A 16,145-nucleotide genomic window follows, 5' to 3' on the forward strand; every position below is an offset into this window, starting at 1 on the left:
GATGTCTGATTGGCCCGAATAGCAGACCGCAGCTAAACCGCTGGAATGTCAACTATGGGGCGAGAAGCCGAAACAGAGTTTGCCCGATGGTGCCAATCAGTTGAGAGCTTTTCAAGCGCTATGCGATGCGCGTGCTACGGCTCATCTTCTTGATGTGACCACGCAAACAGCAAAGAGTCCAGCGGGCATAGGAGATTGCGGCCTGCCACGCCCGCCCGCAGAAGGCGATCTAACCTGTTGCGCGCGGGAGCATGCCCGTTGCCGCAATCTCTGCCGAAAGCTCTTCGATCGTCTTGCGTTGCTCCATGGCGGCTTTTCGGATCAGCGCAAAGGCGGCAGGTTCGGCAAGCATATGCGAATGCATCACCTGGAGAACAGCGGCAAGTACGACACGACGTGACCGCAGGCGTTGCTCGAGCTTGACGATCTGTTGCTTCAATTCGCTTGTGCGTTCGTTTCGCTCGAACGCCATGACGAGCGCTGCATAGATGCCGGCCGATCGCAGCGGCTTGATGAGGAACGAAGCTGGATCGAGCTCGAACACCAACTTCAGGCGGCTTGGGGTCTCGGTGCCGACCAGTGCGATGACAGGTGACCGCGCCAGGTACGCGCGTTGCGCCGGCTGCAGCAAGGGTAGAAACTCGTCATCGATCAGCGACAGGTCCGGTGCGAAGCCGACGTGCTCACCCGGCGTCCATGCGACACCCGCGATCCCGAGACGCTCGAACTGGCGTCGCACGATGATTGCATCGCGTTCGTCCTTGATGGCAACGAGCGCCTTGCGTCCGCGCAGCGAAAACGAAGACGGTCTGCTCATTTCACAACCCGCAAATGCGGCGCGCTCGGCAATGCGCCGCCCACCGAGATCTCCCTCGAAGGGCTGACCGCAACGTCGAGCTGCGTCAGGTAAGGATCAGGCTTAACAGGCGCGTCGGCTTCCCAGAAGATATCAAATTGTCCGTGCGGATTGGATACGGCCAACCGCGGTGTAAGGACGCAATGATTGTTGCCGCCGTCGATCCAGACCGGCCCTTGCGGCGAATTGTAGCGATAGCCTGCCGCGGCGCGCCGCACCTCGGCGATGTCGGATGTGCCCGCGCGCTGCAGCGCGCGCGCCAGCAAATAGACCGCAACATAGGCGGATTGCCCGTCGACGGAGGGGCTGCTGTCGTCACCATACCGCGCCTTCCAGCGTGCGACGAACGCGCGGTTCTCCGGCAGGCGGATGCTCTCGAAATAGGCCGACGACGTGATGCAGCCGGCCGATGCCGGTCCGATGATCGCGAGTTCCGGCTCGCAGAGGCTGCAGCTCAACATGGGAATCTCCAGACCCGCGGCCTTGGTGCCGGCGTGAAAGGCGTGGATGAAGTCGTAGCTCGAGCTTCCGACCAACGTATTGAACACGACTGGCGGTTTGCGACGAACGATCTCGTCGACAATGTGATCGACGGCACCTTCGCCGAGTTCGAGCAGCCGTTCGGCGAGGATTTGGCCATCTGCCGCGCTGACCAGTTCACGGGTGACGCGATTTGTCTCCCAAGTCCAAACGTAGTTGGAGCCGACGCAGAAGATCTCCCGTGACAGATTGTCGAGCACGTATTGGACGAGTGGCAAGACGTTGTGATTTGGAGAAGCGCCGACATAAATCACGTTGTCGGAGCACTCGAAGCCTTCATAGCGCGCAGGATACCAGAGTAGGCGATCGGTGCGCTCCACGATGGGCAGCACTTGTTTGCGCGATGCCGACGTGTAGCAGCCGATGATGTGCTCCACGCGGACATTGCGGATGAGGTCGTCGCAGACCGTATGATACTCCGAGATGACGCCGTGGGGATCGCGAATATGGGGAGCGATCGAGAAATCAAACTCCGCCTGGTTGTTGATCTCGTCGACCGCCATTATGGCGCTCTTGAGGATCTCGCGGCCCATGGCCTGATAGGGCCCGGACTGCGAGCAGATGATGCCAACGGGAACAGACGATTTTGTCATTGCCGACTTTCGGTGGTGCAACGCGACAATGAAATCATCATCGGGGATGGCAGTGCAAGTAGCCTGCCGTTTTGCTGCGCAGCACTATCGAAATTTAGGCAGAGAGCATCGTTGACAATGCGATGGGCAGTTACTTAGACTTTTCTCCTAGGGGTTACCTGCCGAACCTTGCGTGCGCCGATCTGGCCGATGACGTCCAGCTCTTTGCACTAAGTGCTTCGTTCGATTGTGGACCCTAAGCGATAGATCATAGCCGCGGCATTTGAGCCATTCGTTGCCTCATTCGGGAGGGACGGGTGGCTTTTTTCGTTTGCCGCCGGGGAAGCTGGCGATGCGTCCGCGTCGCCAGTGAGGATAGCGCATGCGTGAAGACGACCGTGTGTCACATCGAGTGGGAGGATGATAGGCGATGGCGACAGCAGATCTCCACTATCTAGGACTCGTTGACGTCGGGCGGAAGATCCAGGCGAAGGAGCTATCGCCGGTCGAAGCGGCCAAAGCGATGCTCGGGCGGATCGAGCAGCTCGACGGCAAGCTCAAGAGCTTTGCTTATGTAATGGCCGACTCGGCGCTCGCCGAAGCGGCGGCGGCCGAGAAGGAAGTCGCTTCCGGCAAGATCAGGGGGCCGCTGCACGGCGTGCCGGTGGCGGTGAAGGACCTCTGCTGGGCAAAGGGCGCGCCCGCCGCGCACGGCATGACCATCCATCGCGACTTTCGTCCAACCGAGGACGCAACTGTCGTGGCGCGGTTGAAGGGAGCCGGCGCAATCATTCTCGGGAAACTGCAGCAGACCGAAGGCGCTTACGCCGATCATCACCCGAAGATCGACCCGCCGAAAAATCCGTGGAACGCGGATCTCTGGCCCGGCGCGTCCTCGAGCGGCTCCGGCGTCGCCACCGCGGCAGGGCTCTGCTTCGGCTCGCTCGGTACCGATACCGGCGGATCGATCCGTTTTCCGTCCGCGGCCAACGGCATCACCGGGCTCAAGCCGACCTGGGGACGAGTCAGTCGCTACGGCGCGTTCGAGCTTGCGGCGACGCTGGATCATATCGGCCCGATGGCAAGGAGCGCGGTCGACTGCGGCGCGATCCTCGGCGTGATCGCGGGTCAGGACCCCAAGGACACGACGTCGGTCCCGTTGCCCGTGCCCGACTATCTCGCTGGTCTCTCCGGCGACCTGCGTGGCGTGACGATCGGCGTCGACCGGCGCTGGACCAGCGAAGGCGCCGACGGCGATGCGGCCATGGTGTTGGCTGAGGGGTTGCGTGTGGCGGCCGACCTCGGCGCGAAGATCAAGGAGGTCACGTTTCCCGATCCGAAGGCGGTGATCGACGACTGGTTCCCGCTCTGCGGCATCGAGGTGGCCGTCGCGCACGAGGACACTTATCCTGCGCGCAAGGACGAGTACGGCCCGGCGCTCGCGGGCCTGCTCGATCTCGGCCGGCAGCAGTCCGGCATGGACTATCAGAAGATCGTGCTTCGCCGCGAGGCGTTTCGTGGCGCCGTCCGCCTTCTGTTCGAGTCGGTCGATCTCCTCGCGGTGCCGGCGCAGGCATTCGCGGCGCCAACCCTCGCCAAGATGGCGGCCCTCGGCGAGGACGCCTCCCTCATCTCTGGATTGCTCCGCTTTACGTGTCCGTTCGACATGACGGGAAGCCCGACCGTGACGCTGCCCGGGGGCTTCACCGCAAATGGCGGTCCGGTCGGCTTCCAGTTCGTCGGCCGTCACTTCGATGAGGCCGGCCTCGTTCGCGCAGGCGATGCGTTCCAGCGCGTTACCTACTGGCACAAGCGTCATCCCCCGATCTGAGCTGAGGAGCCGATCACATGTCCGAAGACTGGTTGAAGACATCCATCATGGCTGAACGCGCAGTCGCCAAGGGTGCGATCGGCGCGACGCATAGTCTGACCATCGAGCAACAAGGTAGCTTCCACTACGTCTACGGTCCCTATGCCAAGCCGACCTTGTCCATCGATCCGGGCGGAGTGGTCGTCGTCGAGACGGAAGACGCCTTCGGCGGCGTGCTCACCAAGGAGAGCGACAGCCCCACGGCCAAACTGAACTTCCCCTATCTCAACCCGCAATGCGGACCGATCGCCGTCAAAGGCGCCAAGAAGGGCGATTGCCTTGCAATCTATATCCGCGATGTCGAGACGCGGGGTGAACAGCCGGCCGGAACGACCTGCATTATTCCGGAGTTCGGGGGGTTGGTTGGAACAAGCTCGACGGCGCTGCTCAATCCGCCGCTGCCGGAGCGTGTGAAGAAGCTGCATGTCGACAGGAACGGCGTGCGCTGGAACGATAAGATCACGCTGCCCTACGAGCCGTTCATCGGCACAATCGGCGTCTCTCCGGAGATCGAGGCGATCTCGTCGCTGCAACCCGACTACCACGGCGGCAACATGGATCTGCCCGATGTCGCTCCCGGAGCGATCATCTATTTCCCGGTGCATACCGAGGGCGGGATGCTTTACGTCGGCGACTGCCATGCGACGCAGGGCGACGGTGAGCTCTCGGGCGTGGCGCTGGAGCAGCGCGCAACCGTCACGTTGCAGGTCGACCTGATCAAGAACTGGAGCTTCGCCTGGCCGCGGCTCGAGACGAAGGACTTCATCATGACGATCGGCAGCGCGCGTCCGCTTGAGGACGCGGCGCGTATCGCCTATCGCGAACTCGTGCGGTGGATGGCGGCCGATTACGGCTTCGACGAGATCGACGCCTACATGCTGCTCAGCCAAGCCGGCCGCATGCGGCTCGGCAACATGGTCGATCCAAAATACACGATGGGGGCATCGATCCTGAAGAATTACCTCAAGCCGTGACGTCCAGACGCTTTCAGAACAGGAGATATCACGATGAATTCGGGACGTAAGCTCAGAATGGTCTTGCTTGGCGCCATGCTCGGTACAGTGGCAGGCGCGTGCGTTGGTCGGGCGGCGGAACCGCCGTTGAAGGTAGGTCTGCTCGAGGATGTGTCCGGGGACCTCGCCTTCATGGGAATGCCAAAGCTGCATGGATCGCAGCTGGCAGTCGAGGAGATCAACAAAAGCGGTGGCATCCTGGGGCGACAGATCGAGCTGATTCACCTTGATCCGCAGGGCGACAACGCGCGCTATCAGGAGTTCGGCCGTCGACTGCTCAACCGCGACAAGGTCGACGTTCTGATCGGGGGCATCACCTCGGCTTCTCGCGAGGCGCTACGTCCCATCGTCGATCGCACCTCGACACCGTACTTCTACACCAATCAGTATGAAGGCGGCGTCTGTGACGCCAGCATGATCAGCATGGGCGCAGTGCCGGAGCAGCAATTCTCAACGTTGATTCCATGGATGGTCGAGAAATTCGGAAAGAAGGTCTATGTCATCGCCGCTGATTACAATTTCGGTCAAATCTCGGCCGAGTGGAACCGCAAGATCATGAAGGATCTCGGCGGCGAGGTCGTAGGCGAGGAGTTCATTCCGCTCGGCGTGTCGCAGTTCGCGCAGACCATCCAGAACATCCAGAAAGCGAAGCCGGATTGGCTACTCACGATCAATGTCGGCGCTGCGCAGGATTCATTCTTCGAGCAGGCGGCTGCGGCCAACCTCAATCTGCCGATGGGATCGTCGATCAAGGTCATGCTCGGCTTCGAGCACAAGCGGTTCAAGCCGCCTGCGCTTAACAACATGCATGCGACTGCGAATTGGTTTGAGGAGATCGACACGCCGGAAGCGACCGAGTTCAAGAAGCGCTGGCATGCGAAATTCCCTGACGAACTCTACATCAACGACATGGGCTACAATGCCTATAATGCGCTCTATATGTACAAGGCGCTGGTCGAGAAAGCGAAGTCGATCAAGCTCGACGACATGCGCAAGGTGATCGCGACCGGCGATGCATGCATCGACGCTCCCGAAGGCAAGGTGTGCATCGATCCGAAGAGCCAGCACACATCGCACCGCATGCGTCTGATCTCGGTCGGGCCGAAGCATGAGGTGAAGGTCGAGAAGGACTATGGGACGATCCAGCCGTACTGGCTTAGCGAAATCGGTTGCGATCTCACCAAGAAGAACGACAAGGACCAATACACGCCGAGCCATCTCCCGAAGAAGTCATGACGTCTGACGGGCACGGATCTTGCTCGTGTCGTGTTTCGCGATCTTGAACAAGGCCGGCGCCGCAACGATGCGGCGCCGGGATCGGCAAGGGGATCAAGATGTCGGCTGAAGTATTCTCGGTATTCTATCAGTTCGCCGACGTGTTCGCGTTCCTCATTCTCTCGGCCGCAGGTCTCGCCATCGTGTTCGGTATGATGGGCGTCATCAACATGGCGCATGGCGAGTTCATCATGTGCGGCGCCTATGTCACCGTCGGCCTCGTGAATCTGGGCGTTCCGCTCGCGATTGCCCAGGTATTGGCCGCGCTCACGGCGGGACTCATCGGTGTCCTTGTCGAATTCCTGATCGTGCGGCGCTTCTACAAGCGGCCGCTGGATTCACTGCTCGCGACCTGGGGGCTCAGCCTCATCGTGACGCAATCGATGCTTCTGATCGTCGGCTCTGCTGTACGAGGCATCGGGACGCCCGAGGGCAGCTTCGCAATTGGCGGCTATACGTTCTCGACCTATCGCCTAGTGCTGTTCGGTTGTGCGGTCGCCGTGCTGGCCGGTCTCTACATCATCTTCATGAAGACGCGGTTCGGCGTGATCGCCCGCGCGACCATGCAGAATGCAGCGATGGCGAAGGCGCTCGGCGCGCGCACCGGCCGCATCTATGCGATCAGCTTCGGGATCGGCACGGGCCTTGCCGGGCTTTGCGGGGCCCTTTACGCGCCAACAATGACGCTGATCCCGACCATGGGAGCGACCTTCGTGGTCGAAAGCTTTGTCACGGTCGTGATCGGAGGGGCGAACGTGCTGCTCGGAACAGCGCCGGCCGCCGTGTTGCTGGCGATGATCCGGATGGCGCTGAATGCAAGCTACGGTCAGATCATCGGGCAGATAGGCATGCTGGTTGCCGTCATCCTGATCGTCCGCGTGTTGCCCGAAGGGCTCTCCAGCGTACTGGTGCGTCGTGGGCGCTAAAGGGAATCTGTGATGTTCAAGCTGCTCGAAGGCCCGCAGACGCTCGGACGCGGCAAGATGTTCTGGTCTTGCTTCCTGATCGTGCTCGCGGGCGCGCTGGCTTATCCGGCGTTCGCCGATTCCTACGATGTCGGCAATTTCGCCTACTTCCTGATCTGGATCTTCATGGCGCTCGGGCTCTGCCTGATGTGGGGCTATGGCGGCATGCTGTCGTTCGGCCAGACCTTGTTCTTCGGCATCGCCGGCTACGGTTACGGTGTGCTCGCGATCAATATGGGCGGCGGCACGGCGACGATTGCCGCGCTCGTGCTCTCCGTTGTCGTCGCGATGATCGCAGCAGGGATCCTTGGCTACTTCATGATCTGGGGCGGTATCAACGGCATCTTCTTCGGCATCGTGACGCTGTCCGCGACGCTTGTGTTGGCCTTCTTCCTCGGCCAGACGGCCGGGCCGGAATGGCATATCGGTCCGGCGCGGCTGAACGGCTTCAACGGCATGAAGGGCATGGACCCGCTGACCGTCGGCGACTTTAACATCGAGGGATCAGCGCTCTACTACGTCATGATCGCGCTGATCGTGATCGTCTATCTTGCGCTGCGCATGCTGGTGAATTCAGGGATCGGCAACATCATCGTGGCGACGCGCGAGAACCCGCAGCGTGCCGAGATGCTAGGTTACGATGTCCGAAAATATCAGCTGCTGACTTTTGTGATTGGCAGCGGCCTGGCGGGCCTCAGCGGCGCGTTGTACACGTCATGGGGGCAGTTCATCACGCCGTCCAGCATCGGTCTGCCTGCTGCGGCGATGCCTATCATATGGGTGGCTTTCTCCGGACGGAGCGATCTGACCGCGACGCTGGTCGGATCGTTCCTGCTGCTGTTCGGCTTTCAGACCATCACGGTCTACAGCCAGCAGGCAGCACTCGTGTTGATGGGGGCGCTGCTGCTCGCCACGGTGATGCTGGCGCCGCAGGGTTTTGTGCTCGGCATCGGCAAGCTTGCTGCTGACTGGTGGAGCGGGCGTCGGCGGCGCAAAGGGAACCCCGTCATGGCGGAGGCTGGTCGCTTGCAATCGGAAGAGACCTGATCATGGCGCTGGTTGAAGTCAAAGGCGTATCCAAGCGTTTTGGCGGATTGACCGCAGTCTCCGACGTCGACCTCACGGTCAACGCCGGCGAGGTCCACTGCCTGATCGGACCCAATGGCGCCGGTAAGAGCACATTGTTCAAGCTGATCGTGGGTCTTTACCCGCCGAGCCAAGGCAGCATCCTGTTCGATACCGTCGACATCACGGCTGAACGTCCATATGCGCGCGTGCAGCGGGGCATGAGCATCAAGATGCAGGCTCCAAGCGTGTTCAAGGAGCTGCCGGTCCAGCAAAACATCCGGATTGCGCTCCAGGAGCGATTGTCCGGTGCGGAACGCATCGCCGAGGAGGATCGCCTGCTGACTCTGCTCAACCTCGGGCCGGACAGCGAGAAGCTCGCGGGTGCGCTGTCGCATGGCCAGCAGCAATGGCTCGAGATCGGGATGGCGCTGGCGCTGAAGCCTCAGCTCCTGCTGCTGGACGAGCCGACCGCCGGCATGTCTCCGGATGAAACGTTCAAGACCGGCGAGTTGATCAAGTCGTTCAATGCCGAAGGCATGACGGTGCTTGTCGTCGAGCATGACATGGCCTTCGTGCGTCAGGTTGCCCAGCGCGTCACGGTGTTGCATCTCGGCAAGATTTTCGCGCGCGGTGATCTCAAAGGCATTTTGCAGGACGAAAAGGTCGCGCAGATCTATCTCGGTAAGACCCATGCTCACTAAACCCAATCCCACTGACCAGATTCTCGACGTATCGGAATTGTGGGCGGGATACGGTGCGACGCCGATCCTGCAGGGCGTCACGATGTCGGTCTCGCGCGGCGAGATCGTCGGCGTGATCGGCCGTAACGGTGTAGGTAAATCGACTCTGATGCGGTGCCTGATCGGTTTGCTGCAGACCTGGCGTGGCACGATCAGCTTCATGGGGCAGGACATCACAAGGCTCGAAGCCGACGCGCGGGCGAGGGCAGGCTTCGGCTACATCCCGCAGGGACGCGATGTCTTTCCGCAGATGACTGTCGAGGAAAACCTGCAGGTGGGAGAGTTGATTGGCGGTCCCGGTGGCAAGAAGCTGCCTGAACTCGTCTATGAGTATTTTCCGCGACTGAAAGAACGCCGACGGCAGGCCGCAGGCACCATGTCGGGCGGCGAGCAGCAACAGCTCGCCATAGGCCGTGCGCTGATCGGCAATCCGTCCTTGATGATCCTGGACGAGCCGTCCGAGGGTATCCAGCCCTCGATCGTCCAGCACATCTGCGAGGCGCTGAGGTCGTTTCGGAACGAGCTCGGCACCACGATTATCTTCGTGGAGCAAAACCTCGACACGATCCTGGCGATCGCCGAGCGTTGTTACATCATGGAGAAGGGCAAGATCACGCAATCGCTGGCGGGTGACGAGGTCAACGAGGACAATGTTCGCGAGCAGCTCCTACTCTGAATGGCCACATAGCATGTTTTCAAGTCGTCAAGGGAGGGAATGGACATGGATCTGGGACTCAAGGGAGCGAAGGTTCTCGTCACCGGCAGCACCAAGGGGATCGGCAGGGCGATCGCTGATACATTCGCGGCCGAGGGCGCGGATGTCGGAATCTGCGCGCGCAACCAGGCAGACGTCGATACCGCAGTCACCGCGATCAAGGCCAAGGGCATCGCCGCGTATGGTAGCTCGGTCGATGTCTCGAACGGTCCGGCGCTCAAGGCCTGGGTCGAGGACATGGCCTCCAAGCTCGGCGGCATTGACATCGTCGTGGCCAACGTTAGTGCGCTGTCGATCGGACAGGACGAGGAGAGCTGGGAGAAAGAATTTTCGACCGACATGATGGGTACGGTGCGGCTGGTCAATGCAGCGATGCCGTATCTGGAGAAGAGCAAGGCCGGCGCGATCGTCACCATCTCCAGCGTCTCAGGCCGCGAGGTCGATTTCGCTAGCGGTCCCTACGGCACGTTCAAGGCCGCGATCATTCACTACACGCAAGGACTCGCCTTCCAGCTTGCCGGCAAAGGCATCCGCGCCAATTCGGTGTCGCCGGGCAACACCTATTTCGAGGGCGGTGTCTGGAATCAGATCAGGGACGGCAATCCCGAGCTGTACAAGAGCGCATTGGCGCTGAACCCTACCGGCCGCATGGGCACGCCACAGGAGATGGCGAACGGCGCGGTGTTCCTCGCCAGCAAGGCGGCGAGCTTCATCACGGGAACCAACCTCGTGGTCGATGGGGCTCTCACGCGCGGCGTGCAGTTCTAAGCATCGAGAGCCCATGGTCACCGGACCGCGTCGGCTGCGGCGCAGGTGGCCTAAACCGCTTTCGACAACAAGAAGGCTGTCAAATGTCAGCAGATCCAATTCACTACAAATCGATTATCGAACTCTCCGATCTGTTCCGCCGGGGCGAGCTGCTGCCCTCGAAGGTATCCGAGGCCATAGTGAGCCGGATCGACAAGCTCGATGGAAAGTTCCACAGCTACGCACTCGTTCTCGCTGAGCGCGCCATGGCGCAAGCGAAGCTATGTGACGCCGAGCTAGCGAAAGGCATCTGGCGCGGACCGCTGCACGGCGTGCCGATCGGATTGAAGGATCTCTGCTACACGATCTTTGCGCCGACTGCGGGCGGCACGACGATGCACGCCAAATTTATCCCGCCCTTCAACGCGACCATCGTGGACCGGCTCGAGCATGCCGGCGCCATCATACTCGGCAAGCTGAAGATGACTGAGGGCGCCTACACCAGTCATCATCCGAACGACGAGGCACCTCTCAATCCCTGGGGCGTCGACTACTGGGTCGGCTCTTCCTCAAGTGGATCGGGCGCGGCAACCTCGGCGGGCCTATGCTTCGGTTCGATTGGCACTGATACTGGCGGCTCGATCCGGTTTCCGTCCGCAACCTGCGGACTGACAGGAATCAAGCCTACCTGGGGACGCGTCAGCCGTCACGGCGTGTTTCCGCTGGCGGACTCGCTCGACCATGTCGGGCCGATGTGCCGGAGCGCGGCCGATGCCGCCGCTATGCTTGGCGTCATCGCGGGCGCCGATGTGAATGATTCCACGGCCCTGCAGGCGCCGGTGCCGAACTATCTGGCCGGTATCGGTGACGGCATCCGGGGCGTACGGATCGGCGTAGACCGCAGCTACATCCAGGACGGGATCGATTCGCAGGTGGTCGCTGCCTTGCTGGAAGCCGAACGCACGCTGGCCGCGCTCGGTGCCGATATCCGCGACGTCAAGTTCCCGGCCTACGAGAAGCTTGTCAGCATGTGGATCCCGATGTGCTCGATCGAAACGGCGGAGGCGCACCTGGAGACCTATCCGTCGCGAAAATCGGAATACGGCCCCGATCTGGCGCAGCTGATCGAGCAGGGCAGGTCGATGAGCGGTGTCGAAATCGCGCAGATCCATCATGAGCGACTGAAGTTTTGCGGCAGTCTCGCCGCCTTGTTCGGCGATATCGACCTGCTGCTGATCCCGACAATGCCTGTGCCGATCCCAACGCTGACCAAGATGGGCGAATACGGTGCCGATCCGAACGTGCTGCTCAGTATCCTCCGCTTCACCGCAGTGTTCGACTTCTCGGGCAGCCCCACTATCACACTGCCGAACGGGATGGCGTCCGACGGCCTGCCGCTCAGCATGCAGTTGGTGGGTCCGCATCTGTCCGAGGATGTGCTTGCCCGCGCTGGTCATGCCTTCCAGTCGGTGACGGACTGGCACACCCGGCGCGCGCCCATTGAATGAACGGTGTCACGGAACACCAAGACGCGCGCGCAATCTCCTAGCCTGCGCCTGGAAGATAGGGCTCATTTAGCGAGTCCGAGACGAAGTGGGGTTGGTGAGCGCAGCAGTCAGTCGGCAACCGATATGGCTTGTCGCAAATGGAGCAGTTTCGCGAACTGATAAGGAAATTGCTGAAAGCTTATCAGTGGTGGCCGGGCCTAGATAAGGTGACGCCGCCGGCCCATCTAGCAGGCATGAGTTGTAGAAAGCCAGCTACGGCCATGAGCGGAAGTCAGATCGAACCGCATATCGTCGATCTCAGCGGATGCCTGGGTAAGCCTTTTTGGGAGCCCGAGGGAGCCCCGACGCCACTCGAATTCAATGACTTCCTACCGTCCATAGGACTTGCAGCCAGTTACGGATTGGCATAAACGGCGCGCTCCGATCGACTGAAGCTATTTCGGCTCGGCCAGTTCGCTCGCAAGCGGCTGCAACCCCTTCCTCATATCGTCGAGACGCTTCTGCCATTCGGCTCCGGCCATGAAAGCGAGGACGGGAGCATCACCGGGTGAGTTCCTGATGTATTCGGGATCGCTGAGGCTCTCGGCGATCGCGGCTTCCAGCTTCTTCGCAATGTCATCGGGCGCGCCCTTCGGCAGCGCAAAGCCGCGTTCGGCGGTCATGATGACGGGAACGCCGGCTTCCTCGGCCGTTGGGACGCCGGGCAATGATAAGGAACGAGCCTTAGAAAGGATTGCGATAGCCCGGAGCTCTCCTTTGTTGGTGCCGTGAAGCTCAGGCACTTCGCTCAGGCTGACCATTCCTATATCCAGATGGCCGCCGAGCACGTCGGTCCTCTGCGCTGCTGTTCCGCGATAGGAAATCTCATTCGGCTCGACGCCGGCGGCCTTTGCGAGCATGCGGATGGCCAGATGCCCGTTCGTGCCTGCGCCGTTATGGCCGAACGTGACTGAACCGGGCGTCTTGCGCAGCGCGTCGAGAACGCTAGTGATCGTCGTGAACGGGCTATCGTTGCGAACGACGATCACGCCGGGATCGTCGACCACGCGCGCGACCAGACGGATCTCGTCCATAGTGTACTGGGTCTTCCGCGTCATCGGCAGAAAGTTGTAGCCGGGCACGTTGACTACCCCCATCGAATAGGCGTCGGGAGCACCGCGTGCGATCGCGGTGAACGCGATCTCGCCGCCGGCGCCGGGCTTGTTGAGGACAACAAAACGCGCGTTTCCGCCGAGCCGCTTCTCGACGAAAGGAAGCAGCTTGCGAGCCATGACGTCGGTCCCGCCGCCCGCGGCGAAGCCAACGACGACCTCGACCGGCTTGTCATCGGGCCACGCGGCCATCGCCGCCCCCGAGGCCGTCAGGCCAAGTATCAGTACGACTGTTCGAACTTTCCCGAGCATGAAGGCCATTCTTTCGTTCCTCGTAGCAAACAATTGCCGGCTGCTGGGACTCGAACCCTTGCCTATCTCGTCCGGCACTACCGATGCGATTCCATGAGCCGTCCAGCAACAGGAACGCGCGCGACCAACACGCAACCGCTCTCGGATTCCGTGATGTAGAGGTTCTTGTTGTCGGAGCCGCCATAGGCCACGTTGGTCGTGGCGAGGCCCTGGCAAGAGCGAACCCGATAGAGCGGTTCGCCGAGGCGGCTGAAGATCCAGACGGTGCCAAGACCGGCGTGGGCGATCGCAAGGTTGTCCTGCTCGTCCATTGCAAGGCCGTCGGGGCCGCCTAGGCTGCCTGACAGCTGGATGAATATCCCGACCTTCGATGCGGTGCCGTCAGGCATCAGCGGTATGCGCCAGATGGCATTGCCCCGGGTGGCGGCCACGTAAAGAATGTGTTCGTTGCCGTTCAGCACGAGGCCATTTGGGCTGGGGACGTTGCTGACGATCTGGTCGAGCACTCCGTCCACCCGCAATCGATAGACGCGGCCGGTCGGGTCGTGAATCCCGGTTTGGCCCTGGTCGGTGAAATAGATGTCGCCGTTGCCGGCAAAGACCAGGTCATTGACGCCCTTGAAGCGCTCGGACCAGCGCCGCTCCAGCAGGGAGCTGACCTTGCCGCTGGCCGGGTCGAGCGTCATGAGGCCGTGGCGATAGTCCGTGATGACGATCCGCCCGTCGCGCGCGAGCTTCAACCCGTTCGGCTCGCCGTCATATTCGGCGACCAGCGTGAATTCTCCGGCGGGCGAGATGCGGAAGATGCGTCCGTAGGGAATGTCCACGATGTACAGATTACCGTCGCGGTCGAATGACGGGCCTTCAAGGAAGGAATCCGCCACCAGTCCGCGGCGGTTGACTAACGACCATGCATTGTCAAGGTCTTTGCGTCGAAACTTGTCTGGCAGGCGGGCAAAGACCTCAGTCTTGATTTCTTCGGGCGGTGTATACATCAGGGTATCTCGCTTAAGGCAGGGCAGTGACTTGCGAAGGTAGCCACATTGCGATTTCGGGGAAGATCACCAGCAGGCCGAGCAGCGCGAACATGATCAGGTGAAACGGGATCGTGCCCGCGACGACGTCGCTCAGCTTGCCCGACCATATGCTCTGGATCACGAACAGGTTGATGCCGATCGGCGGCGAGATCTGGCCCATCTCGATGAACAGCACCAGCATCACGCCAAACCAGATCGGATCGATGCCGTACTGAACCAGAACCGGATAGAGCAGCGGCACCGTGACCACGATCATGCCGAGGCTTTCGACCAGGCAGCCCAACACCGTGTAAAGAACGAACAGGGCGAAGAAGAACTCCAGCCTGGAAAGCTTCAGGTTGACCAGGAACTGCGTAATCTGCTCGCCGACACCGGCATAACTGATCGCGTAGGAGAACAGGAAAGCGGCATAGACGATGAACAGGATGTTGCCGCAGACGCGCACCGTGGTTTGCAAGGCGTGCCACAGAATCGCGACGCTGAACTCGCCCCAGAACACTGCAATGATCATCGCCAGCACGCAGCCGACGGCCGCTGCCTCGGTTGGCGTGACCAGACCCGAATAGATGCTGCCAATGGTTCCGCCGATCAGCACCATGAACGGGATGACGTCGAGCAGGGCCGCGAGCAGTTCTCGACCCGAACGAGCGCCAACCTCGCCCGGAGCGATCTCGGGTCTGAACCAAGCATGTATGGCGATATAGGCCATGAACATCGCGGTCAGCAGCAAGCCCGGCATCACGCCGGCCATGAACAGTTTCGCGACCGACGTCTCGGTGAATGTGCCGTACACGATCATCGCGATGCTCGGCGGGATCAGGATGCCGAGCGTGCCGCCCGCCGCCAGCGAGCCCGCGGACAGGCGCGGACTGTATTTGCGCTTCTGCAATTCAGGCAGCGCGACGCGCCCAATCGAGGCGGCGGTGACCACGCTCGAGCCGCTGATGGCCGCGAAGATGGCGCATCCCGCAATGTTGGTCTGCAGCAGGCCGCCGGGAATCCAGGAAACCAGTTTGGACAGGCCGTGATACACCCGCAAGCTCAGCCGGCTCTCCTGCAGGATCTCGGCCATCAGGATGAACAGCGGGATCGCGCTGAGCGTGAAGCTGTTCATGCTGCCCCAACTGACGAGGCCGATACCCTTCAGTCCAGGCAGACCTGCATGCAGCACCAGATAAAGGACAGATGGGACTGTGATCGAAAACGGGATCGTCATTCCCACGCAGAGCAGCCCGACGAAGATCGCCAGGACAAAGATCAGTTCGACGCCCGGAGTCATGACTGCGCACTCCTGCGAAGGCGGCGAGCCTTGGCGAGTATGGTTCGGAGAAGGGCGAGGCAGAGCAGGAACATGCCGATGGCCATGGTGGTCTGCGGCATCCACAGCGGCGTCTGCAGCGGCGTGGGCGCCACGTCCTCCGCGCGCCACGAGTTCATGACCAGGCGCGTCAGCTGCCAGGTAAGCGACGCGGAGGCGACCAGCGACATCAGGTCGAAGACGATCTGCGACACCAGCCGGGCGGATTGTCCGAGGCGGGCCTGAACCAGTTCGACCCGGTGAAATGCGCCATGGGCTTCGGCGACCGACATGCTCAGGAAGGTCATGGCCACCAGCAGATAGCCGCCAATCTCATCGGTGATCTGGAGCGACGTCGCAAACAGATTGCGTGCGATCGCCTCTGCTCCGATCAGGATGATCATGGCCATCAGGAAGAGCGCGCAAATCGCTTCTGAGGCGTTCTCGACCGGGCCAGGGCCCGAGGAGACGTTGTCGATGAAGTGGACGGCGCCGTCAGGCGCCACCTCCTTGATCTCCATGCTGCCAGCCATGATCGA

15 protein-coding genes are annotated in these 16,145 nt (G+C 61.3%); 9 read left to right on the plus strand and 6 right to left on the minus strand.

Annotated features, from left to right (window positions below):
* Nucleotides 1–229: 229 nt before the first annotated feature.
* The gene (locus ACVIN2_RS31460; protein ID WP_354208893.1) at nt 230–739 is read right to left on the minus strand and encodes an ANTAR domain-containing response regulator; all 510 of its coding nucleotides are present in this window, start codon (nt 737–739) and stop codon (nt 230–232) included.
* 74 nt (nt 740–813) lie between these two features.
* Nucleotides 814–1,989 (minus strand): transporter substrate-binding domain-containing protein, encoded by a 1,176-nt coding sequence (locus ACVIN2_RS31465; RefSeq protein WP_129276036.1) that lies wholly within the window; start codon nt 1,987–1,989, stop codon nt 814–816.
* A gap of 409 nt (nt 1,990–2,398) precedes the next feature.
* Between ACVIN2_RS31465 and ACVIN2_RS31470 the strand changes: the two genes are divergently transcribed.
* From ACVIN2_RS31470 to ACVIN2_RS31510, 9 genes are all read left to right on the plus strand, one after another.
* Complete coding sequence (locus tag ACVIN2_RS31470; protein WP_456768564.1) at nt 2,399–3,799, plus strand: amidase; 1,401 nt, start codon at nt 2,399–2,401, stop codon at nt 3,797–3,799.
* A 17-nt stretch (nt 3,800–3,816) separates the two neighbouring features.
* On the plus strand, nt 3,817–4,812 hold the full coding sequence (locus ACVIN2_RS31475; protein ID WP_247288215.1) for an acetamidase/formamidase family protein: 996 nt from the start codon (nt 3,817–3,819) through the stop codon (nt 4,810–4,812).
* 57 nt (nt 4,813–4,869) lie between these two features.
* Nucleotides 4,870–6,087: an urea ABC transporter substrate-binding protein gene (locus ACVIN2_RS31480; protein WP_456769839.1), complete on the plus strand. Its 1,218-nt coding sequence runs from the start codon at nt 4,870–4,872 to the stop codon at nt 6,085–6,087.
* A gap of 98 nt (nt 6,088–6,185) precedes the next feature.
* A complete protein-coding gene (locus tag ACVIN2_RS31485) occupies nt 6,186–7,052 on the plus strand; it encodes an ABC transporter permease subunit (protein WP_456768565.1) in 867 nt (288 codons plus the stop codon).
* 12 nt (nt 7,053–7,064) lie between these two features.
* Nucleotides 7,065–8,138, plus strand: coding sequence for a branched-chain amino acid ABC transporter permease (locus ACVIN2_RS31490; RefSeq protein WP_456768566.1), 1,074 nt, complete (start codon nt 7,065–7,067; stop codon nt 8,136–8,138).
* 2 nt (nt 8,139–8,140) lie between these two features.
* Entirely contained in the window at nt 8,141–8,860 is a 720-nt protein-coding gene (locus tag ACVIN2_RS31495; protein WP_247288218.1) for an ABC transporter ATP-binding protein, read from the plus strand.
* The gene (locus tag ACVIN2_RS31500; RefSeq protein ID WP_354208890.1) at nt 8,850–9,575 is read left to right on the plus strand and encodes an ABC transporter ATP-binding protein; all 726 of its coding nucleotides are present in this window, start codon (nt 8,850–8,852) and stop codon (nt 9,573–9,575) included. Before ACVIN2_RS31495 ends, ACVIN2_RS31500 begins: the two co-directional genes overlap by 11 nt.
* Nucleotides 9,576–9,620: 45 nt before the next feature.
* Nucleotides 9,621–10,382 carry an SDR family NAD(P)-dependent oxidoreductase gene (locus ACVIN2_RS31505; RefSeq protein ID WP_354208889.1) on the plus strand — a complete coding sequence of 254 codons (762 nt, stop codon included), beginning with the start codon at nt 9,621–9,623 and terminating at the stop codon, nt 10,380–10,382.
* Between the two features lie 83 nt (nt 10,383–10,465).
* Nucleotides 10,466–11,869, plus strand: a complete 1,404-nt coding sequence (locus tag ACVIN2_RS31510; protein WP_354208888.1) for an amidase — start codon at nt 10,466–10,468, stop codon at nt 11,867–11,869.
* Between the two features lie 434 nt (nt 11,870–12,303).
* Here the strand turns inward: ACVIN2_RS31510 and ACVIN2_RS31515 are convergent, their stop codons facing one another.
* The 4 genes from ACVIN2_RS31515 to ACVIN2_RS31530 all read right to left on the minus strand — a co-directional run bounded on the left by ACVIN2_RS31515 (nt 12,304) and on the right by ACVIN2_RS31530 (nt 16,139).
* Nucleotides 12,304–13,212: a tripartite tricarboxylate transporter substrate binding protein gene (locus ACVIN2_RS31515; protein WP_456768567.1), complete on the minus strand. Its 909-nt coding sequence runs from the start codon at nt 13,210–13,212 to the stop codon at nt 12,304–12,306.
* Between the two features lie 137 nt (nt 13,213–13,349).
* Nucleotides 13,350–14,267 carry an SMP-30/gluconolactonase/LRE family protein gene (locus ACVIN2_RS31520; RefSeq protein WP_456768568.1) on the minus strand — a complete coding sequence of 306 codons (918 nt, stop codon included), beginning with the start codon at nt 14,265–14,267 and terminating at the stop codon, nt 13,350–13,352.
* A 13-nt stretch (nt 14,268–14,280) separates the two neighbouring features.
* Nucleotides 14,281–15,588, minus strand: a complete 1,308-nt coding sequence (locus ACVIN2_RS31525; RefSeq protein ID WP_354208884.1) for a TRAP transporter large permease — start codon at nt 15,586–15,588, stop codon at nt 14,281–14,283.
* Nucleotides 15,585–16,139 carry a TRAP transporter small permease gene (locus ACVIN2_RS31530; protein WP_354208883.1) on the minus strand — a complete coding sequence of 185 codons (555 nt, stop codon included), beginning with the start codon at nt 16,137–16,139 and terminating at the stop codon, nt 15,585–15,587. The genes ACVIN2_RS31525 and ACVIN2_RS31530 overlap by 4 nt, the downstream gene beginning before the upstream one ends.
* Between the last annotated feature and the right edge of the window lie 6 nt (nt 16,140–16,145).

Source organism: Bradyrhizobium sp. USDA 3650 (assembly GCF_054057395.1).

Bases quoted from the DNA above. Each gene is read 5' to 3' on its own strand.
- ACVIN2_RS31530 (WP_354208883.1), bottom strand. From the start codon at position 16,139: ATGGCTGGCAGCATGGAGATCAAGGAGGTGGCGCCTGACGGCGCCGTC.
- ACVIN2_RS31470 (WP_456768564.1), top strand. From the start codon at position 2,399: ATGGCGACAGCAGATCTCCACTATCTAGGACTCGTTGACGTCGGGCGG.
- ACVIN2_RS31485 (WP_456768565.1), top strand. From the start codon at position 6,186: ATGTCGGCTGAAGTATTCTCGGTATTCTATCAGTTCGCCGACGTGTTC.
- ACVIN2_RS31490 (WP_456768566.1), top strand. From the start codon at position 7,065: ATGTTCAAGCTGCTCGAAGGCCCGCAGACGCTCGGACGCGGCAAGATG.
- ACVIN2_RS31510 (WP_354208888.1), top strand. From the start codon at position 10,466: ATGTCAGCAGATCCAATTCACTACAAATCGATTATCGAACTCTCCGAT.
- ACVIN2_RS31475 (WP_247288215.1), top strand. From the start codon at position 3,817: ATGTCCGAAGACTGGTTGAAGACATCCATCATGGCTGAACGCGCAGTC.
- ACVIN2_RS31495 (WP_247288218.1), top strand. From the start codon at position 8,141: ATGGCGCTGGTTGAAGTCAAAGGCGTATCCAAGCGTTTTGGCGGATTG.
- ACVIN2_RS31515 (WP_456768567.1), bottom strand. From the start codon at position 13,212: ATGGCCGCGTGGCCCGATGACAAGCCGGTCGAGGTCGTCGTTGGCTTC.
- ACVIN2_RS31465 (WP_129276036.1), bottom strand. From the start codon at position 1,989: ATGACAAAATCGTCTGTTCCCGTTGGCATCATCTGCTCGCAGTCCGGG.
- ACVIN2_RS31525 (WP_354208884.1), bottom strand. From the start codon at position 15,588: ATGACTCCGGGCGTCGAACTGATCTTTGTCCTGGCGATCTTCGTCGGG.
- ACVIN2_RS31500 (WP_354208890.1), top strand. From the start codon at position 8,850: ATGCTCACTAAACCCAATCCCACTGACCAGATTCTCGACGTATCGGAA.
- ACVIN2_RS31520 (WP_456768568.1), bottom strand. From the start codon at position 14,267: ATGTATACACCGCCCGAAGAAATCAAGACTGAGGTCTTTGCCCGCCTG.
- ACVIN2_RS31505 (WP_354208889.1), top strand. From the start codon at position 9,621: ATGGATCTGGGACTCAAGGGAGCGAAGGTTCTCGTCACCGGCAGCACC.
- ACVIN2_RS31480 (WP_456769839.1), top strand. From the start codon at position 4,870: ATGGTCTTGCTTGGCGCCATGCTCGGTACAGTGGCAGGCGCGTGCGTT.